Annotated in this window: 3 protein-coding genes; 2 read left to right on the top strand and 1 reads right to left on the bottom strand. The window is 70.3% G+C overall.

Annotated elements, in window-relative coordinates; genetic code table 11:
* Together R1101_RS0116690 and R1101_RS0116685 are read left to right on the top strand one after the other, a co-directional pair.
* Nucleotides 1-2,904: Lhr family ATP-dependent helicase (locus tag R1101_RS0116690; protein ID WP_026003372.1), on the top strand; the 2,904-nt coding region annotated here is incomplete at its 5' end.
* 1 nt (nt 2,905) lies between these two features.
* Nucleotides 2,906-3,706 (top strand): DNA-formamidopyrimidine glycosylase family protein, encoded by an 801-nt coding sequence (locus tag R1101_RS0116685; protein WP_016934515.1) that lies wholly within the window; start codon nt 2,906-2,908, stop codon nt 3,704-3,706.
* Here R1101_RS0116685 and R1101_RS0116680 read toward each other — a convergent pair.
* A complete protein-coding gene (locus tag R1101_RS0116680; RefSeq protein ID WP_016934514.1) occupies nt 3,676-4,317 on the bottom strand; it encodes a hypothetical protein in 642 nt (213 codons plus the stop codon). The genes R1101_RS0116685 and R1101_RS0116680 overlap by 31 nt on opposite strands.
* Nucleotides 4,318-4,415 lie beyond the last annotated feature (98 nt).

The following is a 4,415-nucleotide window of genomic DNA, read 5'->3' as shown; positions in this document are numbered from 1 at the left end:
ACGCGCGTGGGCGAACTCGACGAGGAGATGGTCTACGAGTCGCGGGTGGGCGACGTCTTCGCGCTCGGCGCGACGAGCTGGCGGATCGAGGAGATCACCTTCGACCGGGTGCTGGTCTCCCCCGCTTACGGCCGGCCCGGCCGATTGCCGTTCTGGCACGGCGACAGTCAGGGGCGCCCCGCCGAACTCGGCGCCGCGCTCGGCGCATTCCTGCGCGAGATGGGGCACGCCTCACTGGAGGATGCCGAGGCCCGCTGTCGCAAGGGCGGTCTCGACGACTATGCGACGGGCAATCTGATCCGGTTGCTCGACGAGCAGCGCACGGCCACCGGGCACCTGCCCACCGACCGCACGCTCGTCGTCGAACGGTTCCGCGACGAGCTCGGTGACTGGCGTCTGGTATTGCACTCACCGTTCGGTTTACGGGTACACGCGCCGTGGGCCCTTGCGGTGGGGGCACGTCTGATCGAGCGCTACGGTGTCGAATCGCATCCCACCGCGTCCGACGACGGCATCATCGTCCGCCTGCCCGATACCGACGATGCCCCACCGGGCTCGGAGATCTTCGTCTTCGACACCGACGAGATCGACGACATCGTCACCGAACAGGTCGGCGGTTCGGCACTGTTCGCCTCCCGCTTCCGGGAATGCGCGGCGCGGGCACTGCTGCTGCCCCGCCGAAATCCCGGCAAGCGCGCCCCGCTGTGGCAGCAGCGTCAACGCTCCGCACAGTTGCTCGACGTCGCTCGCCGTTATCCGGACTTCCCGATCCTGCTCGAGACGGTCCGGGAGTGCCTGCAGGACGTCTACGACCTGCCCGCTCTTCGCGACCTGCTCGGCAGCATCGCCCAGCGCAAACTCCGTCTGGTGGAGGTGGAGACTCCGACGGCCTCACCGTTCGCGACATCACTGCTGTTCTCCTACGTCGGCGAGTTCCTCTACGAGGGCGACAGTCCACTCGCCGAGCGCCGGGCCGCGGCGCTGTCGCTCGACTCGACGCTGCTCGCCGAACTGCTCGGCCGGGTGGAGTTGCGCGAACTGCTCGACGCCGACGTCATCACCGAGGCCGAACACGAACTGCAACGGCTGACTCCGGAGCGACGCGCACGCGATGCCGAGGGTGTCGCCGACCTGCTGAGGCTGCTCGGCCCGCTCACCGACACCGAACTGCGCGAGCGCACCACCGACGATCCGAGCGCGTGGATCGACGACCTCGTGGCACAGCGACGCGCACTGCGCGTGTCGTATGCGGGTGAGCACCGGTGGGCGGCGATCGAGGACGCCTCCCGTCTGCGCGACGCGCTGGGTGTCCCTCTGCCGATCGGGGTGCCGACCGCCTTCGTCGAGCCGGTCTCCGATCCGCTCGGCGATCTGATCGCCCGGCACGCCCGCACCCACGGCCCGTTCACCACCGCGCAGGCCGCCGCCCGGTTCGGGCTGGGCACGGCGGTCGTCGAGTCCGTCCTCGACCGTCTCGCCGCCGAGAAGCGCGTCACTGCAGGCGAATTCCGTCCGGGAGCAACCGGATCGGAATGGTGCGACACCGAGGTGTTGCGGAGGTTGCGGCGCCGGTCGCTGGCAGCCGCCCGGCAGGACGTCGAGCCGGTCAGCACCACGACTCTGGGACGGTTCCTCCCCGACTGGCATCACCTCGGTACCGGGCCGGGTACGAGTGCGCTCTACGGCCTCGACGGTGTTCTCACCGTCGTCGAACAACTCGCCGGCGTGCCGGTGCCTGCGAGCGCCCTCGAACCGCTGATCCTTGTTCCCCGAGTGCGGGACTACACACCGACGATGCTCGACGAGCTCACCACGACCGGCGAGGTCCTGTGGTCGGGGGCCGGATCGATCTCGGGGAAGGACGGCTGGGTGGCGTTGCATCCGGCCGATCTGGCGCCGGTGAGCCTGGCACCGGTCGACGACATCGAACTCGGTACGGTGCATCAGGCGATCCTCGACTCGCTGTCCGGCGGGGGTGCCTACTTCTTCCGGCAACTTGCCGACGCGGTCACCGCACTCCACACCACGGCGAGCGACACAACGGTTGCCGACGCGCTGTGGGAGCTGGTGTGGAGCGGGCACGTCACAGGCGACACCCTCGCCCCGCTGCGTGCCCTGATCGGCGACACCTCCCGTGCCAAGCCCGCCCACCGCACCCCGCGCCGGGCACCGCGGGCCCGGATGTACCGGGCACGGCCCACGCTGCCGAGCCGTACCGGACCGCCGACGGTGAGCGGGCGCTGGTCGATGGTGCCGGACCGCGAGACCGACGCGACGGTCCGCGCGCACGCCACCGCCGAACTGCTGCTCGAGCGGTACGGCGTGGTCACCCGCGGCGTCGTCGTCGGCGAGGGAGTACCCGGCGGTTTCGCGACGATGTACAAGGTGCTCAGCCGCTTCGAGGAGACGGGCCGGTGCCGACGGGGCTATTTCGTCGACTCGCTCGGCGGGGCCCAGTTCTCGACGCCGTCGGTCGTCGACCGCCTGCGTTCGTTCTCGGATTCGATCGAGGGCCGGCACTCGGAGACCGCGGCCGTCACACTCGCGGCCTGCGATCCGGCCAATCCCTACGGCGCGGCACTCCCGTGGCCGTCGTCGTCCGCCGACGACGACGCCCCGCGGCACCGGCCGGGCCGCAAGGCCGGTGGTCTCGTGGTGCTCGCCGACGGTGCGCTCGTGCTGTTCGTCGAACGAGGGGGTCGCACCCTGCTCACCTTCGACGACGATCCGGGCCGGTTGCGCACCGCGTGCGCGTCCCTCGCCGCGACCGTCAAACGGGGAGGTGTCGACAGGATCGTCGTCGAGAAGGTCGACGGTGAGTCGATCCACGGGCACGAGTTCGCCGGATATCTTGCCGAGGCGGGATTCTCGGCGACGCCGCGCGGTTACCGGCTGAGGTTCTGACGTGCCCGAGGGGGACACCGTGTTCCGCGCCGCGCACCGCCTCCGGACCGCTCTGGAAGGACAGGTGCTCACGGAGACGGACTTCCGTGTGCCGCGTTTCGCCACCGCCGATTTCACCGGGCACACGGTCGACGAGGTCCTTTCCCGCGGTAAGCACCTGCTGATCCGGGTCGCCGACGTCTCGATCCATTCCCATCTGAAGATGGAGGGCGAATGGCACGTGTACCCGCGTGGAACTCGTTGGCGCAAGCCCGGATACAAGGCCCGCATCGTGCTCGGCACCGAGGACGCACAGGCGGTGGGGTTCGAACTCGGCATCGTCGAGGTACTCGCCCGCGACCGGGAGGACGACGCCGTGGGGCATCTCGGACCCGATCTGCTCGGTCCCGGCTGGGATCCCGAGCGCGCGGCGGCGAATCTCTCGCGCGACCCCGATCGACCGATCGGGGTGGCCCTGCTCGATCAGCGCATCATGGCGGGCGTCGGCAACGTGTACCGCTCCGAACTGTGCTTCCTGCGGGGCGTCGATCCGTGGACGCCGGTCGCGCTGGCCGGCGATCCGGCGGCGTGGGTCGACCTCGCGCACAGGCTGCTGGTCGCCAACCGCGACCGGACAACGCGCATCACCACCGGCGACCGGCGTCCCGGTCGCACTCTGTGGGTCTACGGGCGTCGGGGGAAGCCGTGCCGGCGCTGCCGGACCCCGATCCGGTCCGGAGAGATCGGCACCGCGACCGACCCCGAACGGGTGGTCTACCGGTGCCCGCGATGTCAGCCGCGCCCGGGCGGTTCTGCCGCCTGATCGTCCTGCAGGCATCCCGCCCGACCGCCCTGTTCGACGAGCGCGACGCAGTGCCGGACGAGGGCCTCGCGCGAGACCGCGAGATCTCCTTCGAGGTACCCCATGAACAGGCTGGTGAGGGCCCCGACGACCCCTACGGCGACCATGTGACGATGACCGTCGTCGCCGCCCGGAGGCAGCTGGTCGCGCACGAGTGCGACGAAGGTCGGTGCAAGCTCGATGCCGCGCCGGCCGATCGCGGGTTCGCGCAGCGGGGCGAGGAGGAGAACGCGTCCCTTCGCGGGATCGTCGACCATGAGTTCCACGAACGCCCGCACAGCGGCCTCGGCCCGCCCGGTGGCCTGCGCCGAGATCAGAGCGTCGGTCAGTGCGTCGTGGGCGCGGTCGGCCACGTGGGCGTAGACGTCGCGGACGAAGGTGTCGCGGTCGGTGAAGCTCTCGTAGAAATACCGTTCGGTGAGTTCGGCGGCACGGCACACGGCCCGAACGTTCGCTGCCGCGCCGTCCGGCGCTCCGAGCAGTTCGACACCCACCGCGAGGAGACGTTCCCTGCGCAGCCGACGGCGTTCGCCGATGCCGACGCCCGCCCAGCTGCGGTGCGTGGTGTCCACTCTGTTTCTTCCTGTCGTTGACCGCATGCCCGCCGAATCCTACTCTGACAACATGTGTGGTCAGGGTTCCGCCGGGTCCGGCACCGCCGAGTCGTCGC

Source organism: Rhodococcus sp. R1101, from assembly GCF_000278445.1.
Lineage (GTDB): Bacteria > Actinomycetota > Actinomycetes > Mycobacteriales > Mycobacteriaceae > Rhodococcus > Rhodococcus gordoniae.
The sequence above is the reverse complement of the archived record's forward strand: the minus strand, read 5'-3'. Positions and strand labels throughout refer to the sequence as shown.